26 protein-coding genes are annotated in these 23,798 nt (G+C 41.8%); 10 read left to right on the top strand and 16 right to left on the bottom strand.

The window, feature by feature from the left end:
- Nucleotides 1–94 precede the first annotated feature (94 nt).
- Both H6H03_RS19705 and H6H03_RS19710 read left to right on the top strand, forming a co-directional pair.
- On the top strand, nt 95–1,879 hold the full coding sequence (locus H6H03_RS19705; RefSeq protein ID WP_190956782.1) for a M61 family metallopeptidase: 1,785 nt from the start codon (nt 95–97) through the stop codon (nt 1,877–1,879).
- A 4-nt stretch (nt 1,880–1,883) separates the two neighbouring features.
- On the top strand, nt 1,884–2,057 hold the full coding sequence (locus tag H6H03_RS19710; protein WP_190956783.1) for a hypothetical protein: 174 nt from the start codon (nt 1,884–1,886) through the stop codon (nt 2,055–2,057).
- Here the strand turns inward: H6H03_RS19710 and pyk are convergent.
- A complete protein-coding gene (pyk, locus tag H6H03_RS19715) occupies nt 2,013–3,779 on the bottom strand; it encodes a pyruvate kinase (RefSeq protein WP_190956784.1) in 1,767 nt (588 codons plus the stop codon). The genes H6H03_RS19710 and pyk overlap by 45 nt on opposite strands.
- A gap of 87 nt (nt 3,780–3,866) precedes the next feature.
- Complete coding sequence (locus H6H03_RS19720; RefSeq protein ID WP_190956785.1) at nt 3,867–4,037, bottom strand: hypothetical protein; 171 nt, start codon at nt 4,035–4,037, stop codon at nt 3,867–3,869.
- A 183-nt stretch (nt 4,038–4,220) separates the two neighbouring features.
- Here H6H03_RS19720 and crtR point away from each other — a divergent pair, with 183 nt between their 5' ends.
- From crtR to H6H03_RS19740, 4 genes are all read left to right on the top strand, one after another.
- On the top strand, nt 4,221–5,111 hold the full coding sequence (gene crtR / locus H6H03_RS19725; RefSeq protein ID WP_190956786.1) for a beta-carotene hydroxylase: 891 nt from the start codon (nt 4,221–4,223) through the stop codon (nt 5,109–5,111).
- A gap of 41 nt (nt 5,112–5,152) precedes the next feature.
- Nucleotides 5,153–5,518, top strand: coding sequence for a papain fold toxin domain-containing protein (locus H6H03_RS19730; protein WP_190956787.1), 366 nt, complete (start codon nt 5,153–5,155; stop codon nt 5,516–5,518).
- Nucleotides 5,519–5,531: 13 nt separating this feature from the next.
- Nucleotides 5,532–5,897, top strand: coding sequence for a hypothetical protein (locus tag H6H03_RS19735; RefSeq protein WP_190956788.1), 366 nt, complete (start codon nt 5,532–5,534; stop codon nt 5,895–5,897).
- A 112-nt stretch (nt 5,898–6,009) separates the two neighbouring features.
- Nucleotides 6,010–6,195, top strand: coding sequence for a hypothetical protein (locus H6H03_RS19740; protein ID WP_190956789.1), 186 nt, complete (start codon nt 6,010–6,012; stop codon nt 6,193–6,195).
- 19 nt (nt 6,196–6,214) lie between these two features.
- Here H6H03_RS19740 and H6H03_RS19745 read toward each other — a convergent pair whose 3' ends face one another.
- The 5 genes from H6H03_RS19745 to H6H03_RS19765 form a co-directional block, all read right to left on the bottom strand.
- Entirely contained in the window at nt 6,215–6,736 is a 522-nt protein-coding gene (locus H6H03_RS19745) for an opioid growth factor receptor-related protein (protein ID WP_190956790.1), read from the bottom strand.
- A gap of 181 nt (nt 6,737–6,917) precedes the next feature.
- Entirely contained in the window at nt 6,918–7,331 is a 414-nt protein-coding gene (gene aroH / locus H6H03_RS19750) for a chorismate mutase (RefSeq protein ID WP_190956791.1), read from the bottom strand.
- 102 nt (nt 7,332–7,433) lie between these two features.
- The gene (gene sppA, locus H6H03_RS19755; RefSeq protein ID WP_190956792.1) at nt 7,434–8,255 is read right to left on the bottom strand and encodes a signal peptide peptidase SppA; all 822 of its coding nucleotides are present in this window, start codon (nt 8,253–8,255) and stop codon (nt 7,434–7,436) included.
- Nucleotides 8,256–8,917: 662 nt separating this feature from the next.
- On the bottom strand, nt 8,918–9,214 hold the full coding sequence (locus H6H03_RS19760; protein WP_190956793.1) for a hypothetical protein: 297 nt from the start codon (nt 9,212–9,214) through the stop codon (nt 8,918–8,920).
- A gap of 269 nt (nt 9,215–9,483) precedes the next feature.
- Nucleotides 9,484–9,675: a hypothetical protein gene (locus tag H6H03_RS19765; RefSeq protein WP_190956794.1), complete on the bottom strand. Its 192-nt coding sequence runs from the start codon at nt 9,673–9,675 to the stop codon at nt 9,484–9,486.
- 52 nt (nt 9,676–9,727) lie between these two features.
- On the opposite strand from H6H03_RS19765, the gene H6H03_RS19770 reads away from it, so the two are divergent.
- From H6H03_RS19770 to plsY, 4 genes are all read left to right on the top strand, one after another.
- Nucleotides 9,728–10,525, top strand: a complete 798-nt coding sequence (locus H6H03_RS19770) for an MlaE family lipid ABC transporter permease subunit (protein WP_190956795.1) — start codon at nt 9,728–9,730, stop codon at nt 10,523–10,525.
- 112 nt (nt 10,526–10,637) lie between these two features.
- Complete coding sequence (locus H6H03_RS19775; RefSeq protein WP_190956796.1) at nt 10,638–11,024, top strand: DUF3119 family protein; 387 nt, start codon at nt 10,638–10,640, stop codon at nt 11,022–11,024.
- 193 nt (nt 11,025–11,217) lie between these two features.
- Nucleotides 11,218–12,492: a DUF3086 domain-containing protein gene (locus H6H03_RS19780; RefSeq protein WP_190956797.1), complete on the top strand. Its 1,275-nt coding sequence runs from the start codon at nt 11,218–11,220 to the stop codon at nt 12,490–12,492.
- A 76-nt stretch (nt 12,493–12,568) separates the two neighbouring features.
- Nucleotides 12,569–13,249 (top strand): glycerol-3-phosphate 1-O-acyltransferase PlsY, encoded by a 681-nt coding sequence (plsY, locus tag H6H03_RS19785; protein WP_190956798.1) that lies wholly within the window; start codon nt 12,569–12,571, stop codon nt 13,247–13,249.
- A gap of 234 nt (nt 13,250–13,483) precedes the next feature.
- On the opposite strand, the gene H6H03_RS19790 is transcribed toward plsY, so the two are convergent.
- The 9 genes from H6H03_RS19790 to H6H03_RS19830 form a co-directional block, all read right to left on the bottom strand.
- The gene (locus H6H03_RS19790; protein WP_190956799.1) at nt 13,484–14,875 is read right to left on the bottom strand and encodes a PP2C family protein-serine/threonine phosphatase; all 1,392 of its coding nucleotides are present in this window, start codon (nt 14,873–14,875) and stop codon (nt 13,484–13,486) included.
- Between the two features lie 720 nt (nt 14,876–15,595).
- A complete protein-coding gene (ftsY, locus tag H6H03_RS19795) occupies nt 15,596–17,233 on the bottom strand; it encodes a signal recognition particle-docking protein FtsY (RefSeq protein WP_190956800.1) in 1,638 nt (545 codons plus the stop codon).
- 164 nt (nt 17,234–17,397) lie between these two features.
- On the bottom strand, nt 17,398–18,039 hold the full coding sequence (nusB, locus tag H6H03_RS19800) for a transcription antitermination factor NusB (RefSeq protein WP_190956801.1): 642 nt from the start codon (nt 18,037–18,039) through the stop codon (nt 17,398–17,400).
- A gap of 121 nt (nt 18,040–18,160) precedes the next feature.
- Nucleotides 18,161–18,874: a DUF502 domain-containing protein gene (locus H6H03_RS19805; RefSeq protein WP_190956802.1), complete on the bottom strand. Its 714-nt coding sequence runs from the start codon at nt 18,872–18,874 to the stop codon at nt 18,161–18,163.
- 412 nt (nt 18,875–19,286) lie between these two features.
- Nucleotides 19,287–20,195, bottom strand: a complete 909-nt coding sequence (locus H6H03_RS19810) for a glycosyltransferase family 2 protein (protein WP_190956803.1) — start codon at nt 20,193–20,195, stop codon at nt 19,287–19,289.
- Nucleotides 20,196–20,376: 181 nt separating this feature from the next.
- Complete coding sequence (gene hpsJ-B, locus H6H03_RS19815) at nt 20,377–21,219, bottom strand: hormogonium polysaccharide biosynthesis protein HpsJ (protein WP_190956804.1); 843 nt, start codon at nt 21,217–21,219, stop codon at nt 20,377–20,379.
- A 325-nt stretch (nt 21,220–21,544) separates the two neighbouring features.
- Nucleotides 21,545–22,180, bottom strand: a complete 636-nt coding sequence (locus H6H03_RS19820; protein ID WP_190956805.1) for a TIGR04282 family arsenosugar biosynthesis glycosyltransferase — start codon at nt 22,178–22,180, stop codon at nt 21,545–21,547.
- Nucleotides 22,181–22,212: 32 nt separating this feature from the next.
- Complete coding sequence (locus H6H03_RS19825; protein WP_190956806.1) at nt 22,213–22,776, bottom strand: GspH/FimT family pseudopilin; 564 nt, start codon at nt 22,774–22,776, stop codon at nt 22,213–22,215.
- Entirely contained in the window at nt 22,742–23,797 is a 1,056-nt protein-coding gene (locus tag H6H03_RS19830) for a glycosyltransferase (RefSeq protein ID WP_190956807.1), read from the bottom strand. The genes H6H03_RS19825 and H6H03_RS19830 overlap by 35 nt, the downstream gene beginning before the upstream one ends.
- Between the last annotated feature and the right edge of the window lies 1 nt (nt 23,798).

The raw sequence follows: 23,798 nt of genomic DNA on the forward strand, positions 1-23,798 counted from the left end.
AACAGCCCCAGGAATAGAAGTCAAAATTTAAAAACAAATTTGTCATTATTGGGACAAATCTAAGAATCTCATTAATATTAACTCAGCACACAAGATGACTGAAGCAACTGCATCTCGACCCAATACCCACGTTCAGGAAACTGCACCAACGATTCATTACTTGGTGGCAATGTCCCAGCCAGAAACTCATCTGTTTGAGGTGACTTTACGCCTTGTAAATTACCCCTGGCCGATTCTTGATTTAAAACTGCCAGTATGGACGCCAGGTTCATACTTAGTTCGGGAATATGCCAAGAACCTACAGGATTTTGTGGCTTTTGCAGAGGATAAGCCTTTGCCTTGGCGGAAAATTAGTAAAAACCATTGGCAGATAGATAAAGTAAGTGTTTCAGAATTAACTATACGCTATCGGATTTTTGCCAATGAGCTATCGGTACGGACAAATCACTTGGATGCTACCCACGGTTATTTCAACGGTGCAGCAATATTTTTTAGAATACCTGGCTGGGAAAAACAACCGATTCGTGTCACCATCGTACCACCACACCCAGAATGGCAGGTAACTACTGCTTTACCTGCCATTGGCGAGGAAAAGAATACTTTTTTGGCTAGCGATTTTGATACTCTTGTCGATAGTCCATTTGAAATTGGTCGCCACGAATTGTATCAATTTGAGGTTTTGGGAAAACCCCATGAATTGGCAATTTGGGGGCAAGGGAATTATCAAGTCCAGCAGATGATTGCTGATATCCAAAAAATTATTCGGGTAGAAGCACAGATGTTCGGCGGTTTGCCCTATGAACGATATGTGTTTTTGTTACATTTATTTAGCCAAGCTTTTGGCGGTTTGGAGCATAAAAATTCTTGCTCTTTAATTTATCAGCGTTTTGGGTTTCGCGTTCCAGAAAAGTACGATCGCTTTCTGCAATTAGTAGCACATGAGTTCTTTCACTTGTGGAATGTCAAGCGAATTCGCCCAAAAGCTTTAGAGGTTTTTGACTATGATCAAGAAAATTACACTCCATGCTTGTGGTTTTGTGAAGGGACTACTAGTTACTACGATTTGTTAATTCCTTTGCGGGCAGGAATTTATGATGCTAAGTCCTATCTGAATCATTTAAGTAAAGAAATTACCAGATATCAAACCACGCCAGGGCGGAAAGTACAGCCTCTTTCCGAGTCGAGTTTTGATGCTTGGATTAAACTCTATCGTCCAGATGCCAATAGCGGTAATTCCCAAATTTCCTACTATTTAAAAGGAGAAATGATATCGTTATTGCTAGATTTACTGATTCGCTCAACTCACAGTAATCAGCGTTCCCTCGATGACGTAATGCTGAAAATGTGGCAGCAATTTGGAGAAGCTGAAATTGGCTATACCCAAGAACAGTTGCAAGAAGTTATAGAATCTGTGGCAGGAATTGATTTAGCTGATTTCTTTGAGCGCTACATTCATACCACCGAAGATTTGCCATTTAATCAGTATTTAGAACCCTTTGGTTTACAGTTAGTAGCAGAACCGCAGGAAGAACCTTACTTGGGTGTGAGAATAAATACTGAAAATGGGCGGGAGATTATTAAGTTTGTTGAAGCGGGTTCACCTGCACAAGCAGGGGGAATTGATGCAGGTGATGAGTTATTGGCAATTGATGGAATTAAGGTAACGGCAAATAGTTTAAGCGATCGCCTCAAAGATTACCAACCAAACGATAAGATTGAGGTCGCAGTTTTCCACCAAGACGAACTCCGTACTTATTCAATTACGCTAGGGTCACCAAATCCTACTAAGTATCAAGTAAAACCTGTTGATTCTCCCGACTCTACACAGCAGCAAAACTTTGCCGCATGGCTTGGGGTAGCGATCGCAAGTGTTAGATAAGGGCATGGGGCATGGGGCATGGGGAGGTGTGGGAGGTGTGGGAGGATGGGGAAGAAATCTTTCCCCCCACACTCCCCACACTCCCCCATCTCCCAGTCACCAGCCTCCAGTCCCCAGTCGCCAATCCCCAATCCTAAGACGTTTTCACAGCCCCAGAGTAGATCAAACCCCGTTGTAAATCCAGCGTTATAATTGCGCCGTCCCGAATTACTTGCGTCGCTTGCTTTACGCCAACAATCACTGGCACACCAAGACGTAAGCCGATTACTGCTGCGTGACTTGTAAGACTTTCGTCTTCCGTAATAATCCCAGCAGCTTTACGAATTGCTTCCACAAAATCAGCATTGGTGCGGGAAGCAACCAAAATATCTCCGGGATTAAAGTTACTAACATCCATGCTAGTATTTGCCACCCGTGCGCGACCGCTGACCGAACCTTGGCCTAGTCCAATTCCATGACCTAGTATTGCCGTTACCACCTCAACTTTAATCAAGTCTGTAGAACCAGAAACTCCCTGGAGTGTCCCAGCAGTCATCACTACTAAATCTCCCTCAGAGAGTAACTTTAGTTCCTGAGCCACGTTGATTGCAGCTTGGAATGTTTGGCCTGTGGAAGGCAATCCCAGTACTAGCAGCGGTTTTACTCCCCATACCATCTGTAATTGTCGCGCCACGTTCACATGGGGTGTTACTGCTAAAATCGGTGTATGGGGACGAAATTTCGAGACATTGCGAGCTGTTGCCCCAGTTTGGGTTAGAGTCATAATTGCTGCTGCTCCCAGTTGTTCTGCAATTTGACTCACAGCTTGGCTGATAGCATTGGGAATAGAGCGTCTGGTATCTCTTAACTGACGTACTACTGACTGCGCCTCCTCTTGCTCAATGCGCTCGGCGATACGTGCCATTGTGGCCACTGCTTCTACTGGGTAGTTACCTACGGCAGTTTCATTGGAAAGCATCACCGCGTCTGTGCCGTCTAAAATAGCATTTGCTACATCTGACACTTCGGCACGTGTGGGACGGGGATTGCTTACCATGCTGTCTAACATCTGAGTGGCAGTGATGATGGGAATCCCTAAGCGGTTTGCTGTCGCAATCAGCCGCTTTTGCAGTACGGGGACATCTTCTGCTGGTAGTTCCACGCCCAAATCGCCTCTGGCGACCATCACACCATCACACAAGGCCAAAACCGCTTCCATTTGTTCAATGGCCTCGTGTTTTTCAATTTTGGCAATCACTGGCACTTGCTTGCCTGTACTGGAAATTAGCTCTTTAATTTCCATCAAATCCTGGGGATTGCGGACAAAGGAAAGTGCTACCCAGTCTACACCCTGATCTAGACCAAACATCAGATCCTCTCGGTCTTTGTCGGTCATTGCCTTAATTGATAAGTAAACTCCAGGAAAGTTTACGCCTTTGTTGTTAGAAAGTTTTCCAGCGACGGTAATGCGACAGTGCAAATCACCTTTGTCACGGTTAATTTCCTCCACCACCATTTCCACTCGTCCATCATCGAGGAGGATTTTTGCACCAACCGGGACTTCTTGGGCTAAATAATCATAGGTGACGCAGCTAATTTCCTGGGTACCTATAACTGGACGATTTGTTAAGGTGAAGCGATCGCCTTTTGCTACAACTATAGCTCCATTGTCAAACTTCCCCAAGCGAATTTTTGGGCCCTGCAAGTCTTGGAGAATAGCCACTGGTTGATTAAGTTCAAAAGCGGTTTGTCTAATTAAGCGAATATTACGCTGATGATCTGCATGAGTACCGTGGGAGAAGTTTAGCCGCAGTGTCGTTGCTCCCGCTTCAATAATCGCCTTGAGCATTTCAGGACTGCTTGTGGCGGGACCAATAGTAGCGACAATTTTTGTCCGGCGTAGAGAATCTCTTAATTGCATAGGGGCTGAATTTAGGGAGCTATCTGGGAAGTCATCGTAACTTTAAATGGCATCTCCTTTCTGGTCACTGCTATAAGATTTCAGCAGTTAGAGTAGGGTTATAGGAGAAATGGGCATTGGGCATTGGGCATTGGGCATGGGGCATGGGGAAGAGGATGGAGAGATAGGGGGATAAGGAGGTGTGGGAAGTGTAAAAGAGGAAGAAGCATAAATTCTATTTTTCCGCACACTCCCCATGCCCCATGCCCCATACCCCATTTCCCATTCCCCTACTCATGAGCAAAGACTAAGCCTCGTCTGGAATCATAGCGTTATTCATCTGCCCATAGGCTAAGGTCTGGATAAATCTTGGTATATAAAAATTTACAAATCTTTACTATTCCCTAATCTTTGTCGTATATTCGTAATGTTTAATAAAAAAACAAGGAGTCGATGTTAACAATGCTCGCGTCGGAGGCACAAAAGCCATTAACAATCCCACCCAAGGAATTTTTAGCGCCTCCTGGTGATTTCAATCCAACACAACTGCTGTTTTCAGCTGCTGTGGGAATGTTGGTGTTATCTAACTTTGGTTACTGGCTTTGGGAATGGCCGCACTGGCTGTGTTTTGGTGTTAACACTATTGCCTTGCATTGTGCGGGAACAGTAATTCACGATGCCTGTCATCAATCTGCCCATCGCAATCGAATAATTAATGCAATTTTAGGACATGGCAGTGCATTGATGTTAGCTTTTGCTTTTCCAGTGTTTACGCGGGTACATTTGCAACATCATGGCCATGTGAACCACCCCAAAGATGACCCGGATCATTATGTCTCTACAGGCGGGCCTTTGTGGTTAATTGCATTTCGATTTCTATATCATGAAGTATTTTTCTTTCAACGCCGACTGTGGCGTAAATATGAGCTACTAGAATGGTTTATTAGCCGTTTAATTATCGCTTCAATTGTATATATTTCAGTTCAATACAATTTTTTAGGTTACATTCTGAATTTTTGGTTTGTCCCTGCTTTTGTAGTCGGGATAACACTAGGATTATTTTTTGACTATTTGCCTCATCGTCCTTTTTTAGAGCGCGATCGCTGGAAAAATGCCCGCGTCTATCCCAACTCTATTCTTAATATATTGATATTAGGACAAAACTATCACTTAATTCATCATTTGTGGCCTTCGATTCCTTGGTATAATTACCAGCCTACTTATTACCTGATGAAGCCTCTTTTAGATGAAAAGGGTTGTTATCAAACTTCTGGTTTGCTACAGAAAAAAGACTTTTTTGAATTTCTTTATGACATTTTTTTGGGAATTAGATTTCATCATCATAAAGAATAAGGTTGTTGGATAAAGCGATCGCTGCGTGACAAAAGTACATCATGACCAACGCAAGCCTTCAAAATCAACTGAGCGCGATCGCTTCACAATTCCAGGTTTTTGAATGTGTTCCCTGTGCCATCGTCCTGCGACAATTCCTGATAGATCGAAAAATTTCTGGTAAACAGATTAGCCTGTTCACAGGTAGTACAGAAGATCCTTTCTGCAACATCTACCACGAACGCCTCCAACAAAACATCTCTATTAATGGACGACATGAAGCGATCGCTGTTGAAATTGATGGAGAAGAACTCATATTTGACAACATTCACCCTGAAGGAATACCCAGGGTAGACTGGATTAATAACCTATACTGCCCTGCCCAAGATTTAGGCGGCAATTTCCAAATTACTGAAACCGAACTTTAAGTAAGAGGGACAGATGGTTGATTTGTATGACCTAATTTGCAATATTCGCAAACGTCCTGCTATGTATTTAGGACGAACTTCCATATCTAATCTCCGCACTTTTTTGGCAGGTTACTGTTTTGCTCGTCGTCAGATGGGGATTCCTCAAACAAAACAAGAACAAAAATTTTCAGAATTTCAAACTTGGATTCAGCAGAAATTTAATTTAACTTCCAATCAGACCTGGGATCAGATTATTCTATTTTTTTCGCAAGACGAACACACTGCATTAGAGCAGTTTTTTAAATTGTTTGACGAATTCACTCAAACAGAAAATTCGATTGAATTTCAACAGAATGTAACGAATAATTTGAGAGTGATTTCAGGAACTCAAGAGTGAAAATGACCGTTTTAAAAGCCAATTAGTGAGACTACTATCTGAGAGAAAGCTTGATGCCAGATATATATAATAACATACAAGCAAGTACTACATCTTGTTGTGGAAATTTGAAATGGATGCTTTAGTTCAAGAACTCGATACAAAACTACGTCAATGGCAACCTGATATTGCTCAACAAGTACGGCAACGCCTTGCAGAGATTATTGAACTGGCTGACCAAGATGCTCTAGATATTCTTGTTTCGAGAGTAGTTGAACAAGAAGTATTAGATTTGATTGATAATCCAGAAACCCGGTGAAGTGTGGTTAGCCGATTTATTAGAACTCATTCCCTTTGACTGCAATTGTCCAATAATGAAATGTTTTAGAACCAATCTGATTACTATCTTCTTGGTAGATTTGCCGCAAGCACTCATAAAACCCTTGGGCTTCATTCTCTAATCCCAAAGTCATCAAGCACTTTAAAATCCGGGTGATGCGAAGATAATTGTGGTTAAACATACAAACCCATTCACCTTTTCGGTTCCCATAGTCTTCTGACTTGCTGATAATTATTTTTCCATCCTCACTTTCTTGGCGTTGCAAACCATAAAACTGAAGCATAACTGTGAAGGAATGCAGCAAATTTTGACGTAGGCGTGGGTTGCTATGAAATGATTGAATTACTTGCTCATCAACAATGGGAGCATGAGAATTAAATGCGCTTGGCTCAGGTAAAGGAAACAACCACTGAATATAATTGTGGACATACTCCAATTCTTCAAAATTCCAAGCCCATATTTCGGTAATCGCCCGACCTTCTGAGTCTGGTTGTTCCCCTAAATAGAATGGGACAATCATTACCAACTACCTCGATAACTCAATATCTAAATTTTGAGTGCGATCGCTTTTTACCAAGAATGGCAAATCACAACAAAAAGTTAGTAATATTTTCCCATCAATAACACAACGTTCACCAGCCCAATTACCAATGTAATAGTTTATTCAATTTTCTTTTTTACATAAAATTTGTCTAAATAATTTACACTTTTGACTTAACTGCTTGCTGGGACGTTTGTAAAGGCTGTGGCAAACTCCAGTCGGGACGCAAGCTAGCGGCATTACGTAAATAAATATGATGAATTGAGGCGGAAGCTGGCAGGTAGGCGTGGATTAAGAAGCGGATACAACGCTGTAAACTGCCTTCAACATGCATTTGTTGGACATCTAACATTGCTACATTATCCCAGCCGGGACGCGCTCTGGCGATCGCAGCCGGAAAAATAGCATCTAAATCCCGTGTCACTGAAAAAGTGACACTAATAATGTCACTTGGCTGGAATTGATTCCGGTTTTCTAGTTCATCCAGTAATTCTGTAACCACTTCTCGCATAGCTTCAACAGAATTTTCGGCAACTGTTGTTGCCCCGCGAATAGCCCGCATTTGCCACTCCACGCCAAAATCCTCCTTAAAACATAAAAGTTAGGAGTCAGGAGTTAGGAGTTAGGAGTTAGGAGGTAAAACTCTCAACTTCTTTCTCTTAACTTCCAACTCACGTTAGGGTCGATACAACCACAAGGGTAACCCACTAGTAGACATCTCAAATTCGAGCCAATCAATTCCAGATCGAATTCCAGATGAAACCTGGCGACTCCCTGGTAGAACGCGACTCAATAAGGGTTTACGTTCTTCTAGGGTATAGCAGAGAGTTTTTTCTGGATCGAGTCCGACTAGTTCTGCTGTCCAACGACGGGCATCTTCTTCTGTACCCAGGCGGTCTACAATACCTAATTCTAGGGCTTGCTGTCCAGTAAAAATCCGTCCATCGGCGAAACTTCTGACGGTTTCTACTGCCAAAGAACGGGCATCGGCTACTGTTTGGACAAACTGCTGATAACTCGTGTCAATTAATTCTTGGAGAATGTTTGCTTCTGGTTGAGTCAGTTCTCGGTCAAAAGCCAAAATATCTTTGTAAGGACCAGACTTAATTACCTTGAAAGAAACGCCAACTTTTTCTAATAGGCGTTCCAAGTTATTCCCACGGAGAATCACACCAATACTACCTGTAATCGTACCTGGGTTAGCCATAATGTGTTCGGCTCCCATACCTATGTAGACACCTCCAGAAGCCGAAATATTGCCAAAGCTGGCAACGATTTTAATTTTTTCGCGCAAACGCTTGAGGGCACTGTAGATTTCTTGAGAATCTCCGACTGTACCGCCAGGGCTATCGATACGCAGTAATAAAGCCGGAAACTTTTTTTCTTCTACAGTTTTCAGGGCTTCTAAGACGCGTTTGCGAGTAGCACCGGCGATCGCACCAGTAATTTCAATCCGCGCAATTTGTTTCTTAAACTTGGGCTTAAACGGCCAAACCATGAGTTGTCAACATACCTCGTAATAAACTTAATATAAGATGCCCAGCGGTCAAACGACCTCCTTTGATCTGTTAAGAAACATAAGCAAGCATGATTTTCTTGATAATTTTAAGAAATTTTTTATATTTTGCAGAGACTTTTATGTGACATTTTCGCTGGATGCTGATGGAGTTGTTGTAGATTGTGGCTAATATAAAATACCAAACTCTAGTTTAGCGTCCAGTGCGAACCTTGATAAAGGCTATGTTAGCTATTTTTCTGGCTTGAAAGTTCTGAAATATTTGGTGTTAAGTAGGTCGGTGTTGAAAATTGTCGTTATGACAAGGCAGGAGGCAGAAGGCAGAAGGCAGAAGGCAAGAGTTTTTTGGGCAACTTTACTTTTAGTTACATATTTTGGTTTTTTTACGCTGTTCTACTTATATCTTTTTAGCCATGAAAAATCACTTTGTTATGGTCGCACATATGCACTAGTTATTAGTAATAAATTAACTAATAAGTCACAAGTATTTAATCAATAATTTTGGCAGTAATTTTAACTAATAAAAAATTTCTTGAGCAAAACTAATCACTATCGAGGATGCTCCGGTAGACTTTCACTTTGGTAAACATGACTTTTTAGTTTTGTACACCGATGAGTATCTCAATCAAAGCTATCTTCACTATTTAAGAGTCGATTCGTAAAATTTGACACCGATAACAAACGTAAATGTCAAACAGTGTGCCCACAAAACTACAGGTCAAACTGATTACAAATAATCCGCGTAGGGGAGTACCAGTGCCAAAAGTGGCGAGAAAATGGACAATATCAGTAGCGATCGCCTCAGTTAACTCTTGTAAACCAGGAAAGTGACCGATCAGGAACAAAAACAGCAATCCTGCGCCAACGAGAAAAATAGGAGCGACAAAACTAAAAACCATCGTTAGTACCAGGGAGCGGAGAAAGTTAGTGAAAATGGTCATTGAACACAAACTCCGTGAGTGAAGATGACAGTAGCTAGATACAGGTTTGTCATTTTCTACAATACGTGCGATCGCTTGCGAGCAGACAATCTGTCAAAAATCTTAAGTTTTCATTAAAAGAAACTGCTACCAGTTACGCCACATGCTGGAGATGTTAAAAACTACTTACATTTACAAAACACTTGTCTAGCCAAGGTTACAACCGAAGTTAGCACCTCTTCATTTCTAAGCAACACGTTTAATACCAGCTTTATTTTCTGAGAACATCTTTAAAGTAAGTTAATGTTCGGTTTTATTTGGGCATGGGGCACTTGTACTGAGCGTAGTCGTTGGCGCAGCCTCTCGTAGAGAAGTATGGGACATTGGAAGTCTGGGAGTGTGAGAGGGTGGGAAGCATAAATTCTCTTTCCCCCCACTCCCTCATCACCCCATTTACCCATGCCCAATGCCCCATTCCCCATTTCTCATAACTTCCGCTATTCTTAAGGCAGTTACCGAGTTAGCTACAGAACATTGAACCAGACTACATCCAAATCCAGTTTAGGAGAGTGGAGTCAGCGGTTGCTGGCAGCAATTTTTTTGGGTGGACAAGTGTTAGTTCACCTAGTAAGGGGTAAAATCCATCGGCGCAACACCCTAGAGCAAATGGCAGCAGTTGGGCCAGATTCCCTGTTTATTGCTTTATTAACGGCTATTTTTGTCGGCGCGGTGTTTACAATTCAGGTGGCACGAGAATTTATCAATTTTGGCGCAGGAAATATTATTGGCGGAGTACTTTCCGTAGCTTTGACACGAGAACTTTCTCCCGTGTTAACAGCAGTGATTTTGGCGGGGCGGGTGGGTTCTGCGTTTGCAGCAGAAATAGGTACTATGCGGGTAACAGAACAAATCGATGCTATGTTGATGCTCAGAACAGATCCAATCGATTACCTGGTTATTCCACGCGTCCTTGCTTGTTTGTTGATGTTACCAATTTTAACCTTGCTGTCTTTGGTTACAGGGATGTTAGGGGGATTTATAGTTGCGACAAATATTTACAACCTATCGGATACAGTCTTTCTAGACTCAGCCCGTGACTTTCTTGGTGTTTGGGATATTTGTAGCGCCATGATTAAAGCGTGCTGCTTTGGTATTCTAATCGCTGTAATTGGTTGCAGTTGGGGCTTGACAACAACAGGAGGAGCTAAAGGTGTAGGACAGTCAACCACAACTGCTGTTGTGACTGCCTTGCTAATTATCTTTGTTAGCAACTTCTTTCTTTCTTGGTTAATGTTTCAGGGAACTGGCAGTGCATTCCTGCAAGGATTCTAAGAGTTAGGAGTTAAAAGTTAAGAGTTAACAGTTTTAACTCGTGACTCATAACTCCTAACTCCTCACTCCTAAAATAAGAGAGAGATGTACTAACAAAGCAGGATTTAAGACTGTGACCAGTTCATTTGCCCCTAACTCCACTGCAACTGTGGAACTCAAGCCTAGTTACAATATACCTGTGGTGTTGGTGATTGCTGCTATTCCACTAATATTGGTACAACCGTGGATAGGCTTTACTGTCATGCTGTTTGGCTTATTTTTGATGTTTCAGACTTTAACACTGCGCTTGCAATTTACCGCGACCGACTTAGATCTTTACAGAGGCGAAAAATTGATTCGACGTTTTCCTTACCAGGAATGGGAAAATTGGCGTATTTTCTGGAATAGAGTCCCCATCCTGTTTTACTTTAAAGAAGTTAAAAGTATTCACTTTTTGCCAATTTTATTTGACCCCAACACCTTGAAAACTTGCTTGGAAGAACGTTGTCCACGTATTTAGTGCTAAGTGCTTACTCGCCAAAGATTTGAGCGGTACAAACGGCCGCTCAAATCTATCCCGGATGGCAAGTAGTTCTAATCTATACTCAAAGCCCAAAATTGAGTACCTCTTAAAACTTAGAACATTCAAAGCTTGTTAATTGTAATATTTCTGAAAGTTATTTATTCGCATCATAGGAATTACAGTATTGTTTATGAACCCAGAGGCATCTCAAACCCCAGAACCAATTGATGAATGGTTGACAGAAGAACAACAAACCAATGGAGTTGAAAATCCAACAAACCCATCTGTTGATTCAGTGGTAGAAACAGCACCTATTAGCTCATTAGAAGACCAGGCAATTGATTCAACTTCTAATGCAGCAGAGGAAAATTCTACACTAGAGCCAACAGAACATTCCAATGGAGAATCTGGACAGCAGTTGGAGCCGGAAACTGCCGCACTGGGGTCAGACACATCAAACTCAGAAAACAGTTTATTATACGTTGCAACACAGCAGCGAGTGGCACAGTTGCAGAGTACCGAAGCAGCATTGAAAGAAGAAATAGCCAACCTGCAAGCTTCGTACAAAATTCTTCAGGCACAATTGAGTGAAACTCAAACTTCTCTCGGACGACTCGTACAAGAGTCCCTAGTGCAATTAGAACAACGCAAACAAACCCTGCAAATTTCCATAGAACAGCTAGAACGCCGTCAAGAACGTATCCGCAATGAGATGCGAACCACTTTTGCAGGGGCGTCTCAAGACTTGGCAATTCGAGTGCAGGGTTTTAAAGATTATCTCACGGGTAGCTTACAGGATTTGGCCGCTGCTGCTGAGCAACTGCAACTGACGCCAACTGTAGTAGAAAGAGAAAGGGAAAAACCCGATGTCAAGGAGGTTAAACCAGCTGAACCTCAGCCAGGAATACCGCAATTTGCCCAACAACAGTTTCAAGATACTACAAAGCAAATTCGCCGTCTAATTGACCAATACCGCAATAAGCCAGATTACTATGGCCCGGCTTGGCAATTACGCCGGACGTTTGAGCCAGTCCACGCAGAACGAGTTTCCAACTGGTTTTTCAGCCAAGGAGGACGGGGTGCTTTGCGGACAATGGGTAGTCGCTTGCAAAATATCCTAATTGCCTCAGCTGCAATTTCGATATTACACAAACTGTATGGCGATCGCGTCCGTACTCTAGTTTTAGCTAATACACCAGAACGATTAGGTGAATGGCGTCGCGGCTTGCAAGACTGTCTAGGAATAGGTCGCCCAGATTTTGGCCCAGACCGAGGCGTGGTATTATTTGAGGCACCGGAAGCTTTAGCTCAGAAAGCAGACCGATTGGTAAAAGCTAATCAACTGCCTCTAATTATTATTGATGATTCAGAAGAGCAAATCAGTTTGTCCCTACTGCAATTTCCTTTGTGGTTGGCCTTTGCCCCCGACCCCAAAACAGTGAGAAACTATGATGATGACTTTTAATTAGTCATTGGGCATGGGGCATTGGGCATGGGGCATTGGGAAAGAGTTTTTGAATTTTGAATTTTGAATTGTTAATATGGCTATCTGGTTAACTCTGTGCGGGGTAACTGTACTTGTAGCTTACCTGCTGGGTTCCTTTCCCACCGGGTACATTGCTGTCAAGCAGTTAAAAGGTATTGATATTCGAGAAGTTGGTTCCGGTTCCACTGGAGCAACAAATGTGCTGAGAACCTTGGGGAAAGGGCCAGGAGCATTCGTTTTAATGCTTGATTCTTTGAAGGGAGTATTAGCGATCGCTCTTGTTTATTGGTTGTTCAATTTTGTCACTAATCAAAATATTATCTCCCCAACGGTAGATGTAAAATTATGGCAACCGTGGTTATCAACTTTAGTTGGTTTAGCTGCCATCCTTGGACATAGTAAATCAATATTTTTGGGTTTCACTGGTGGTAAATCCGTTGCTACCAGCTTGGGGATTTTGTTGGCAATGAATTGGCAGGTAGGTTTAGCAACAGCAGGTGTATTTGCCGTTGTCGTGGCAATATCGCGAATTGTTTCTTTGAGTTCAATTGCAGGCGCGATTGCTGTTCCTATTTTTATGTTGCTCTTGCATCAACCTTTACCATATATTCTGTTTGGGATTGCAGGTGGGTTGTATGTGATTTTCCGCCATCGCAGTAATATTGAACGACTAGTTGCTGGTACTGAGCCAAAAATTGGGCAAAATTTAACGACAGAACCAAAACAAACTGCATAATTAGCCAATTGCTAAGACATATAACAGGCAACAGGCAATAAGCTTAAAATTACCTTGGTGTAAGGATTTCATCCTCAGTTAATGTCTTAATCTACCTGACCGCTACTATATATTTTTAATAGTGAACAGCCATAAAAGTTGAAGCATAGTTTAAGACATAACCCGATGGTAAAACTCCGACACTAATAGATAGACTTTCTTTGCCTGTTGCCTATTGCCTATTGCCTGCTATAACTAAAGAATTTGCAAAACAACTAGTGTCATATCATCGGTATTTTGCTTATCAGCACCGATAAATTTCTGAACTTGGTCAAATAAATAATCGACAATTTCCTGCGGCCCATTGCAGTATTTACAAGCCGTATTGAAATCAGCAATAAAGTTTTCTTCGTCAAAGCGATCGCCACTAGCCGCAGCAGCATCCGTCAGACCATCTGTATAGTAAATAATTGTATCTCCAGGTTCTAGCTGCGCCTGAGCATCTTCATATTGACTGTTAGCATCCAAACCAATCAGCATTCCTAAAGTATCTAAACGGCTAACAGTTTTCGTAGCGGCGTGCCACCACAAAGGAGGATTGTGTGCCGCATTACTATAAGACAAAATTCTATTATGGGGATTATATTCTGAGTAAAAGAGCGTTACAAAGCGATGGGAATTTTCCAAATCCGCATACATAACTCGATTTAAGTTTTGTAGAATTCCGGCTGGAGAATTACCGTGTAAAACTTCTCCTCGTAGCATTCCCCGCATCATCGTCATAATCAGCCCAGCGGGAACACCTTTGCCCATCACATCTCCAATCACCAAACCCCAGCGACCACTTCCTGACCCATTTTTAGCGCTTGGCTGAATTTGATTGTTATTAGTAGCAATAAAGTCGTAATAGTCTCCACCCACCCGATTCGCAGGTTTACAGCGTGCCGCTAAAACTGCACCAGGAATTGTGGGACATTGCCGTGGCAGAAGTCGCCGTTGAATTTCTGCGCCAATTTCTAGTTCTTGGTCTAAACGTTCTTTTTTTCTCAGTTCTACAGCTAGTTCATCGTTTTCAATCGCTACTGCTGTTTGGTCTGCCACCAACCTAACCAACTTTTGCCTAGTTTCTGTCCAACTATATTCTGGATCGCGGCTCAAAACATACAGCCAGCCTCGTTCTGTATGCTTTACCAAAATCGCAGTACCAAAGATTTGCACATCTGGCCCCAAATAGCGATGCATTTGGTCATCCAAAATCCCTGTAGCACTTGCTAATGGGGCAGCATTGGGCACAAGTGTGATTTGACTGCTAGCTATTTCTAGCGCCTTGCGGATATTCTTACGCTGGTGGCTATCTTGCCAGTGTAGTTGCTCTAACCTGACTTGACCATTGGGTTTGTAGAGAAACAAGGCACTGCCATCGGCATCTGTGACTCTTGTTGCCATCAGTGGAATCAGTTCCAAAAACTGATTCAAATTATTGAAGCTTCTAAGTGCGAAACCTAAAGAACTGAGTAAATCTTGAATTTTATTCTGTTCCCGGTGCAACCTTGCCACGAGTTCTTTCAGCGCCACGACTGGTGTGACATCAGTCGTAGCACTACTATTGTTGTCAGTGGGTTGAGAGGGCAGTTGAGACACAGGCACAGGTTTTATTACACTTTTATATTTTGGTAGGTTTGAGATTACTTATAAATTTTGTGGCTTTGACATTGCTAAACCATATTTAGACAAGACTCGTCATTTTAGCAAGAGTATAAAGACGTAACAAGTAACTTTTATGAGTATTTTATTTGCTTATTGCATTCTTAATTGAATATTACTCAGTTGAAAGTTTGTATTTCTAATCAAAATTTAACCCTCTAAAACTAGTTCTTTTGGATATATAGTTGGCGAAGTTTTTCATTTTTTCATAACTTAATTGCTAAAGCATATCTCTGAAGTCGTAAAAATACTTTAATAAAAGAATAATTACTTAGATTTTTGGAGAAAGTGTTGGTTTTGTCCTTTATCATTTCTTTATAATGACCAATGACTAATGACCAAACACTTTAAACTTTGAGATTTAGTCCAGAAAATATTGGTGGATATTTACGGAAAAATTAGGTGGAAAGAGAGTTGAGAGTGCGGAGGCATTTGACTCATATCAGTTGAGGATTTTAGGACTTAAGCTGTTTCCAGTATTTTGTTTGTGGTTAATTCAAGCGATAATACCAGATTCAGTGACTCCTAAATGTATCAATTTGTCAACCACAATTTTTAACCTCAATTTTTTGGACTAGCCATCTGTCAAGCCAACTTTGCAGAATTTAAAACACTCCATGTTTCGTATCCTCTTCAAGTTGTCAATTTTTCCTTAATGAATTACTAACCGCTTAACAGGGCTTCGACAAACTCGTAGCTAGAAAAGGGGCGGAGGTCTTCGATTCCTTCGCCGGCACCGATAAAGCGAATAGGTAAACCCAGTTGTTGCACGACAGCAAGGGCAACACCGCCTTTGGCAGTGCCATCAAGCTTGGTTAAGACAACGCCACTAAGTTGGGCAGCTTGGGAGAAAACTTCGGCTTGCCGCAGTCCATTTTGACCTAAAGTGGCATCTAGAACCAACAGTGATTCTACTTTTGCGTTTGGGGCTTTTTTGTCGATAATTCGCCGAATTTTACTGAGTTCGTCCATTAAATTTTTCTTATTTTGAAGTCGCCCAGCAGTATCTACCAGAAGTAATTCTGTTTGACGCGCTTGGGCGGCAGCGATCGCATCAAATACAACTGCTGCTGGATCTGTATTCTTTCCAGGATTGGCAATGACTTCCACACCACTTCTACTGCCCCAAACCTTAACTTGTTCTACAGCAGCGGCGCGGAAAGTATCTGCTGCCCCAATCAAGCATTTATAACCAGATTTTTGTCCGAGGTGGGCAATTTTGCCAATGGTGGTGGTTTTCCCTGCGCCATTTACCCCAGTAATTAACCAAATGTTTAAACTTTCTTTTTCTGGGGCAAAGCTAGATTTATGGGATATTTTGCTTGGTGCATCCAGCATATCCCGGATGATTTTTTTCAAGTAAGCGATCGCTTCTTCTGGTGGAGTGACTTCTTGGAGCAATTTTTTCTGTAGGGCATCGATAATCAAATCTGTCGCCTCAACGCCTACATCAGCTTGCAGCAGCAATGACTCTATTTCTGATACCGCAGCTTGGTTAAGCGGCCCTTGTCCAACGATCGCTTTGAGTTGATTGAGAATGTTACGGCGAGTTTTGTCTAAACCTTGCCGCAGCTTTTTCAACCAGGTAATTTCTTCAATAGAAACATCTTCTGCACGTCTACCTTGGGCTGCTAAGACTTCCGCTGACCAGAGAAATCCATCATCAAATACCAGTTCGGGGATTTCCTCTTCTGTCTTTGATACTGGCTGTACTACCTCTGGTTCTGGGACTTCAATGGCGCTAGCTATAAGTTGTTCCAGCTTTGCTTGCCGTTCCGCCGCCGCGCGTTCTAAGAAAGATGGTGCTGTTGCCTGCGTTGCCTCTGGCGTAGTTGGTGATTCTATCGGTGTTGTCTGTGCTTCACTTGTAATTAATTCTGAGCTTTGGACATCTGGCTCATCAGTAATTGCAACCACTAAAGAATCTTCTGTACTTTCTTCTGTAGTTTTTTGGATACCTTCTGTTTGTGTTGTTTCTGGGCTTATGACAGCAGGTTCCTCAGTGATTTGAGTTTCTACAGTTTCTACCTGAGAAGTTGTCGTTTCATTAGCTTCAGCTACTTCTGATGACGCTGGGGTATCTGCTGAATCAGGCGGGGTTTCTACTGCCTGAGATTGTTGTTTTTGTTGAATATTTTTGTAAGCAGCTTTAGCAAAGGCTAACAAGTCTGCTGTTGTATCTGACGAAGTTTCGGCTGTCTCTGGTTGGGGTTCTTGTACAGGAGGAGTTTCTTCCTGCTTCTGGTCAGAGGGAGTGTCAGAGGAATCATTATATTGACGGCGGAACCAATTAAAAACCATTGCAGCAGTATTAGTTGTTGTTATAAGTTACGAATTATGAGTTTAATTTAACTTCGGGCATTAGGTATGAGGGACTGAATACTGAGAATTGCGTATTGAGTACTAGGTAGTGTGCAAGTATTCTTAGTCCCCAGTTCCTCACCTCACGAAATAAACATAAAACACTATGCACTTTTCTTCTGCTCGCTAACTCGGCGTAAAACACCATTAATAAAACGATGACCTTCGTCTCCACTGTACCGTTTCGCTAGCTCCACTGCTTCGTTAATGGCGATGCTATCTGGAACTCCTAAGAATTTCATTTCTGCTACAGCTATTTGCAAGATATCTCGGTCAATTTGAGCCAGACGAGTTACTTGCCAATCTACCAGGGCATTGGATATGAGTTCATCTAAAATTTGTCGATTTTCATTGACTGTAATTACAAGCTCTTTAGCGTAATTGCGAACTCCCTTGTCCTGATTAGCTAGCTGAATTAATTCTGGAAAATCAACAGCGGTACCCAACTGATTAATTGCTGTCTGGGTACATGCGATCGCCTCTTGCAGCATTGTTCTAGCAGTATTCAGGTCGGAGGCGCGAGTTTGGCTACTTAATAGGCGATCGTTACTGCGTTGCAGTTCACCTGCGGCGTTATTTAGGGTATCTTGCACTTCTGAAGTCAAGGTGCGTACAGCTCCTAGCACCAATTTTGATACTAGTTGCTCGTCTTCCAATTTATCTAATTTTTTTGGGCTGACTGGCAGTTGACTAAGGCTTAAAAGTGCCAATTCACGAGCAATTTGCTGGGGTTTACGAGGTTGCATAAAAGTGAGGGTGATTGTGCGAGAATTGATTAACCAGGCGTGACAAGCTTATAAGTCTATCAATTTTGGCACAGTCAAACAACAAAATTACGCATTTGCTTGTGACTTTGCCAGATAGAGTTTAAGTTTCTTCTACGTGAATAACTTGCTGTCTGATTTGGTCGTGTTTCATTTCCAGTGTGGACTCTTTGGGTAAAATCAACGGCGTATTGGGGGCAACAATTCCACCTGAGACGACTATTTTAAAAGCGTCTTCAATGGACATGGAGAGGTTCAGCACCTCATCCTCAGGAACCGCTGCATACCATCCAGTAGTCGGATTTGGGGTAGTGGGAATAAAAACACTCAGCATCGGACGAGACATCTGGGCTTGGATATCACCGCTGATTGCACCAGTTACAAAGGCGATCGCCCAAATTCCTCGGCGGGGATACTCTACTAAAACTACACGCCGAAACTTGCCATTGGAATCTTTTAGTATTGTTTCTAAAAGCTGCTTGAGTGTTTTGTATACCTGTCCAGCTAGAGGAATTGCCTGTAATAAACGCTCACCAAAATCTAACAACCAACGCCCAGCAATATTCCTAGCCATCAATCCAATCACGAGAATACTCAGCAATGGTACGGCTAGCCCTACAAATAAATTAAGTATATTTACTAGGATTGGATGTAACCCGTCAAAGGGATTCAGCTGTTTGGGAATTTGCGTGAGAAAGTTAATTACCCAAGTAGCAATGGTAATTGTTAGCCAGATGGTAGTTGCTAGGGGAATTACTACCAACAAACCAGCAATCAGGTCATTTTTTAAGTCCTGCTTTAGGCGATCGATTACCAAGCGCCGATTCTCCTGTTTTAAGCTATTTTCCTACAAGCATACACACAGACATCAACTAACCGAATAACGACTGGCTATTCTGAGAGGATGTTACTTTTCTTTGAAAAACTTGTAAATGATTGTTACAAGTTTCTCAAGTTATTACTAATTTACCGCGTTGAATGAAAAGTTGCTCATGCTTGTGAAAGCACGACGAGATAAGCTTAAGAATTCTTTTGTCTTATGAATGGCTGACATATTGACGGAAACAGCTTTTCTGAAAAAGCTCCGTTAAAAATATTAACTTATTATAGATAAAGCAGGCGTAGGGGCGCACAGCTAGCTGTGCGCCCCTACAAATTACTATTCGCTTGTAAACTCTGATAATTCGATGCTTACGGCAAGGGCTTCGCCCAAGCAGGAGCTTCAGGGTTTACACTGCATCAGCGCGCGTAGTTTCTGAAGTCGCACACTGCACCTGTTGTGTAGTTTCCTGAGCCAGAGTTGCTTTTATGTTCAAGTCAGGTTTTGGTAGATACTTCATTTCCCAAACTTTGAGCAAAATCAAGTATTCGTAAAATGCTTGCAATGTACACCAAGCAAGACCGGCGCCTCCGTCTAAGCAACCGCCCAAGAGAAAATACATATAAATAAAGCGTAACAAGGGTCTAGCAGGTAAACGCAAAGACAAATCTTTGAGAGCGCGGCGTCTTTCAACTTCTGATTTGCCAAAAAACAACTCTCGCCAGTTTATGTTTCCTTGTTCTAATTGATATAAAGTTTCTTGAGCTTCATCAGTGGAATAACGGTTATGTTTTTCAATCCAGCGACTTAAGCCTTTACTACAAGTGTAGTGGGGATATGTTTCTTTTAAAAAGCCAGTTGCACCGTCACAAACTTCTCGTTCAGTGTGGCCGTAGTCGGTAAACCAAACTTTACCATGACGAAACAGGCGCATTTGGTAACGGGGATACTGCGTGCTGTAGCGAATCCAACGATTCATAAACATAACGCGTTCAGCCACATAGTACCCGATGTAGTCTGGACTCTGACTTGCCTTTTTACATTCTGCGAACAGTTCCGGTGTCATCCGTTCATCAGCTTCCAGAATGTAAACCCATTCATGCTTTGGGGGAATAGACTCTAACATCCAGGTGCGTTGGCGTCCGTGGCTTTCAAAGGCGTGCTGGACAACGCGGATGGGATAGCGATTAGCGATTTCTACAGTGCGATCGCTACTGCATGAGTCTACAACAATGATGTCATCAGATAGCATCGCCGATTCGATACAAGCAGCAATATCTAGTTCTTCGTTATATGTCAGTATGTAAATTGAGAACATTCCCCAGGTTTTATAGTTAAAAGTTAAAAGTTATTGGATATAGGGTATGGGGCATGGAGCATAGGACATTGGGCATTGGCATTGGATATTTGGCATTTGTTCAGTTGTCTCCCCTGCTTTCTCTGCCCCTTTGCCCCAACTCTTCACACTCCGCACTCCCCACTCCCTACTCCCGAAAAAATTAGCGTGCAGTAGCTTTGGGTTTACCACCTTGTAAAGCACCCCTGCTTCTTAGGCCTGTCCAGCCGATGATAATGTAACCAATAGACAAGAGCAAACTGCTAATACCAATCCGCAATCCAGACTTCCATGCACTATCTTTAGCTTGTTTCTCAGTTTCATCCCTGCGTTGGCGAATTTGGCTCAATTGTTGAGTTCTCAGGGTCTGAATATCTGTTTGTTGTTCAATTGCTTTATCAAGTGCTTGGGGATCTGTTTTAGCCTTTTTTAGTAAATCCTTAATGGCTGGAGGAACTTGGGCGCTTTCAAGTGCTTGCTTGTATCTTTGCTCATCGCTGAGTAGTTCGGTAAACTGAGCTTTGGTTTGACTCCGCAGCTGTTCTAGCTGAGCTTTTCCTTGTTCGGTATTTAGTTGTGCTTGCAATTGCGATAAGCGATTGTTGAGTTGATTTTCTGCCTGATCTGCTTCTTGGATGATTCGGTTAACTGTTTGAGTTTTGGCTTGATTCACATTATTCAGATGCAGAGGAAAAATCAGCAAGAACATCAAGCCTAAAATACTTGAGAGAATTAGAGCCGGAAATCTTAAATCAACACCTTGGGGGCGATCGCTTCCTGCATCAGCGCTATCAATCCAATGGCCAGCGAACAAAAGCCCCAAGCCTACCAAAGGAACAATTCCCCGATCAACTAGCGCTGTTGCCAAATTTATTTGCCATCCGCGATCGGTTGGTTGAAAGGGCAACAAGAGAATCAAAAAGTCAACAAAAAACGACAAAATACAGATTATTCCAACTACCTTAACAGTGAGGGCAGTACTCACGGAAGTAAAACGGTTAACCATAGTTTTTCAAACTTGCAGTAAATACGAATGATTTTCATATTTCAAGTTACTCGAATATTGTGCCCATGACCGTAACTGTTCTATAGAAACAGGAACTAGATTCAATAATTGTGAACTTTTCTGCCTCTTGGTTTTCAACTAGACCACAGTAACATTTGTTATGCCCCGTGTCTTCAGGAAAATCCTAGTATTTGAAGATACGAAGCTAATGTGGGGCTGTAGATTCAGATCCCTGACTTCTTGCAGAAGTGGGAGATTTGTATATTCGACGGAAACAAGAGCCAAAAGCTTTAACTTCTTCTTGGCGTCTCCACATCCCTTATCGCTACCCCATAAACGCTTGTTCCCAAATTGACAGATCCTCTGGTCGGTCAATGTCGGCTAAAGGCACTAAATTCACATATGATAAATTAAGTTTCTGAGCAATCTCCAAAGTTCTTTGGAATACTTGAGCAGTTCCCCACTCGATGTTAGCGAATAACTCTGGAATAGGTTGCCGCAAACCAATTAAGTAATATCCACCGTCCATCGCTGGGCCAAGTACAAGGTCAAAGGTGCATAACTTATCAAAGGCTGTTGCGAGAATTTGGGCATTTAGTCCAGGACAATCTGTACCAATGATAATTGCTTTTTGTGCACCAGATTGAAAAGCCTGGAGGAGCGATCGCCCCATCCGCAAACCTAGATCTCCTTCACCTTGAGGCTGGTAAACTAAATCCAACCCCAACCATTCTTGCATTAATCGCAAATCTCCACCTGAGTACCACACTGCTACAGATATATCAATTACTTTTTGCAATTCTTTAACCTGTAAGATTGTGTGTTCAGTCATTTGGCGTTGAAGATTAGCTGCGCCGACAGATCCTAAAACAGGTATCAGCCGAGTTTTCGTCTTGCCTGGTTCAGGGTAGCGAGTGAAAATAATCAAGCCTTGTTTTGAGCTTGCTGGAAAGTTCAGCACGCAATACCTTATTTGAGTAAACTAAGAATATCTTAATAGCAATACTTAGCGTCATCGGCTCTAGTGTGTTCCTTTGCAGTTCGCATTGCCCCTAAAATCGTTGAAACAATAACACAACGCTTAGCTTTACCACCAGACTTACTGGATAATGTAATCCGTCCTAAATCTTTAGCATTACCTCTGTAGTCAAATCTAACTTCTTGTACACTACTCAATGACGCTTGAAAGTTTGTCTCCGAATCAAGGCGTACATTGGCATCTAAATTATTCCAGTTTGCATTAGATGGGTTTACTGTAGCAGGATGAACAGCCCATTGAACGATGCCGTTTTGCTCGCGAAAACTAGCTTGCCAAGTCAATTTGTCTTTAGTGGCTTGCGTTTGAGCTTGGCGCATCGCATGGTAAACTTCGTTTTGAGCAGTATTAAGACGGCGAGTAGCCACAAAAGTCATCCAGTTTGGTATTCCTACTGCGGCTAATATACCAACTATTATAATAATTACTAAAGTTTCAAGTACAGTAAAACCACTACTAGAGGGATCGTTCAAAATATTTTTTGCATTAACGAGAGATGGTAAATGCGCCTGGGTATTCATTTTTACTTTCTGGTTTTTTTTCAGCCACCCAGTTGTTTAACAATATTTCAGTTTTTTGGCTTTTTAGTTCACGCTGCTTAGTAAAACTGTGAAGTAAAGTGGGCAATATCAGGATTATGGCAATTTTCAGTAATAGTTTCGAGCTAAAATTTATATTCTGAAATCTTGAAGAATCATATAGAAAATACTTCCATAAAAATTTAGCCGCAGTTAAACCTTTTTGTCGATTCAATGGCTTTTGTAAAGCTTTGCAAGTAAGGTATTTATATAAATTTGCAATACTTCTGTTCCAAGTTTGCTTAAGTGCTGATGGTCTTTCTTGATATGCTCTCTCAAGCAACTGTAAGCACGATTTTTCTTGCCTGACAAGATTGGAAGAAACTGAATTAGTACTAATTCGGTATAAGATTTGTACAGATGGTACACATACGAAATTAAATTTCGATGCTAAGCGTAGCCACATATCCCAGTCTTGTGCCGCAGCTAGAGATTCATCAAAGCCTCCCAATGTAATTAAAGCTGTTCTATGAATTAAAGGATTAGAGCCATTCTCTAGAAAATTACTTACTAATAAACTTTCATAAACATCTCCATTAAAATTAATGCGTTTACCTGAAATGACAAATTCACCATTCGCATCAATATAATCAGTCCAACTGTAAGCAACTTTAGCAGTCAAATTTTCTTGCAGAGCCTTTAATTGAGATTCAAGTTTATCAGGTGTCCAAATATCGTCGGCATCTAGAAAACTAACAAATTCTCCAACTGCAAGGTTTAGTCCTCTGTTACGACTGACATTTCCGCCAGCATTAGAATAAGAAAATATTTGGATTCGTGGGTCTTGAATTTGCTTAACAATATCTAAAGTAGAGTCTTGTGAACCATCATTAATCACAATTAATTCTAAATCTGTAAAACTTTGATTTAAAACAGAATTAATTGTATGAGTAATAGTTTTTTCACTATTATAAGCAGGTATAATTACAGAAATTTTTGGGTGTTTTTGACTAGAGTTAATCATT

Origin of the sequence: Nostoc paludosum FACHB-159 (assembly GCF_014698835.1) — a bacterium.
Taxonomy (GTDB): domain Bacteria; phylum Cyanobacteriota; class Cyanobacteriia; order Cyanobacteriales; family Nostocaceae; genus Nostoc; species Nostoc paludosum.

Excerpts from the sequence above, each read along its gene's own strand:
- H6H03_RS19720 (WP_190956785.1), bottom strand. The coding sequence starts at position 4,037 with ATGGGGTATGGGGCATGGGGCATGGGGAGTGTGCGGAAAAATAGAATT.
- H6H03_RS19740 (WP_190956789.1), top strand. The coding sequence starts at position 6,010 with ATGGATGCTTTAGTTCAAGAACTCGATACAAAACTACGTCAATGGCAA.
- H6H03_RS19735 (WP_190956788.1), top strand. The coding sequence starts at position 5,532 with ATGGTTGATTTGTATGACCTAATTTGCAATATTCGCAAACGTCCTGCT.
- H6H03_RS19780 (WP_190956797.1), top strand. The coding sequence starts at position 11,218 with ATGAACCCAGAGGCATCTCAAACCCCAGAACCAATTGATGAATGGTTG.
- hpsJ-B (WP_190956804.1), bottom strand. The coding sequence starts at position 21,219 with ATGGTTAACCGTTTTACTTCCGTGAGTACTGCCCTCACTGTTAAGGTA.
- plsY (WP_190956798.1), top strand. The coding sequence starts at position 12,569 with ATGGCTATCTGGTTAACTCTGTGCGGGGTAACTGTACTTGTAGCTTAC.
- pyk (WP_190956784.1), bottom strand. The coding sequence starts at position 3,779 with ATGCAATTAAGAGATTCTCTACGCCGGACAAAAATTGTCGCTACTATT.
- H6H03_RS19730 (WP_190956787.1), top strand. The coding sequence starts at position 5,153 with ATGACCAACGCAAGCCTTCAAAATCAACTGAGCGCGATCGCTTCACAA.
- H6H03_RS19765 (WP_190956794.1), bottom strand. The coding sequence starts at position 9,675 with ATGGGGAATGGGGCATTGGGCATGGGTAAATGGGGTGATGAGGGAGTG.
- H6H03_RS19760 (WP_190956793.1), bottom strand. The coding sequence starts at position 9,214 with ATGACCATTTTCACTAACTTTCTCCGCTCCCTGGTACTAACGATGGTT.
- H6H03_RS19710 (WP_190956783.1), top strand. The coding sequence starts at position 1,884 with ATGGGGCATGGGGCATGGGGAGGTGTGGGAGGTGTGGGAGGATGGGGA.
- ftsY (WP_190956800.1), bottom strand. The coding sequence starts at position 17,233 with ATGGTTTTTAATTGGTTCCGCCGTCAATATAATGATTCCTCTGACACT.
- H6H03_RS19810 (WP_190956803.1), bottom strand. The coding sequence starts at position 20,195 with ATGTTCTCAATTTACATACTGACATATAACGAAGAACTAGATATTGCT.
- H6H03_RS19825 (WP_190956806.1), bottom strand. The coding sequence starts at position 22,776 with ATGAATACCCAGGCGCATTTACCATCTCTCGTTAATGCAAAAAATATT.
- nusB (WP_190956801.1), bottom strand. The coding sequence starts at position 18,039 with ATGCAACCTCGTAAACCCCAGCAAATTGCTCGTGAATTGGCACTTTTA.
- H6H03_RS19745 (WP_190956790.1), bottom strand. The coding sequence starts at position 6,736 with ATGATTGTCCCATTCTATTTAGGGGAACAACCAGACTCAGAAGGTCGG.
- crtR (WP_190956786.1), top strand. The coding sequence starts at position 4,221 with ATGCTCGCGTCGGAGGCACAAAAGCCATTAACAATCCCACCCAAGGAA.
- sppA (WP_190956792.1), bottom strand. The coding sequence starts at position 8,255 with ATGGTTTGGCCGTTTAAGCCCAAGTTTAAGAAACAAATTGCGCGGATT.
- H6H03_RS19705 (WP_190956782.1), top strand. The coding sequence starts at position 95 with ATGACTGAAGCAACTGCATCTCGACCCAATACCCACGTTCAGGAAACT.
- H6H03_RS19830 (WP_190956807.1), bottom strand. The coding sequence starts at position 23,797 with ATGATTAACTCTAGTCAAAAACACCCAAAAATTTCTGTAATTATACCT.